Consider the following 1,128-nt stretch of genomic DNA (forward strand, 5'->3'; position numbering starts at 1 on the left):
CGGGACGCCCACGGGCGCGGGGACGCCGGAGAGGGTGTCGGTGCGGACCAGTTCGGCGCCGTGGGCGAGCAGCCACAGCGCCGCCGCGACGTGCAGGGCGCCGCCGGGCCCGCTGTCGGGGTAGGGCGAGCTGATCCACAGCAGGATCACGAGGACGGCCAACGCCGCGAGCCCCAGTCCGGCGGCGAGGGCGCCGCCGAGGAGGCCGGAGGCGAGCCCCGGCGAGCGGTCGCGCACGCGGGTGAGCAGGGCGGCCGGCGTCGTACGGCGAGCGGTCATCTGGGTCACGTCCGCCATGCTCCCAACGACACGCGCTTTCCCGTCGTAACGGGCGAAGCACGGCTGTGTCGCCCAATATACGTTTATGTACTTTTCCGGACGGAGGGGCGTCCAGTGACACGGAGCCCCGCCACCCCGCTCCCCTCACCCGACGAACGCCGACGCCTGCGCGCGGCGGCCTCACTGACGCGACGTCAGGTCGCGGAACGCGTGGGCGTCCGGCCCGAGACGGTGCGTGCGTGGGAGTCCGGCCGCAGCACACCGCGCGGCCGGAACCGGGAGGCGTACGCGAAGCTGCTGGCCGGTCTGGCGGAAGGGGCCGCCGACGGCGGGACCCGGGAGTCCGTCCACGTTCGACGGGAGGAGGCCGCGGCGGTGGTGACGGTGCGCCTGGAGGAACCGGGCGGCGACGGCCGTCCCGGCGCGGTCGCGCCGGAACCCTCCGCGTTCACGCAGGCACCCCCGCCGTCGTCCGCCTCCCACGCGGAACGCCTGACGCCCGCCGAGGCCTTCGACGCCCTGTACTCCTTCTGCGCCCCCGCCCTCGTCCGGCAGGCCTATCTGCTCACCGGCCGCCGCGCGCTCGCCCGCGAGTCCGTGGAGCGGGCCTTCCAGCTCGCCTGGGACCGCTGGCCCGAGGTGGCCCGGGACCCGGACCCGGCCGGCTGGGTGCGCGCGGCGGCCTACGAGTGGGCGCTCTCCCCGTGGCACCGGTACCGCCGCCGTCACCGGCAGCCCGAACCGCCGCCTCCCGACGAGGACGACCGGGCGCTCCTGGACGTGCTGCTGCGCCTGCCGCCGCCGTACCGCCGCACGCTCCTGCTCCACGACGGCCTCGGCCTCGGCCTG

General features: G+C 76.4%; 1 protein-coding gene and 1 pseudogene. One reads left to right on the top strand and one right to left on the bottom strand.

The window, feature by feature from the left end; genetic code table 11:
* A pseudogene (locus B7767_RS38655) lies at positions 1–297 on the bottom strand (hypothetical protein); the annotation flags it as partial.
* Between the two features lie 96 nt (positions 298–393).
* Here B7767_RS38655 and B7767_RS38660 point away from each other — a divergent pair.
* The coding region (locus B7767_RS38660; RefSeq protein WP_143652892.1) for a helix-turn-helix domain-containing protein at positions 394–1,128 on the top strand (735 nt) is incomplete at its 3' end.

Origin of the sequence: Streptomyces sp. 13-12-16 (genome assembly GCF_002114215.1) — a bacterium.
Classification (GTDB): Bacteria; Actinomycetota; Actinomycetes; order Streptomycetales; family Streptomycetaceae; genus Streptomyces.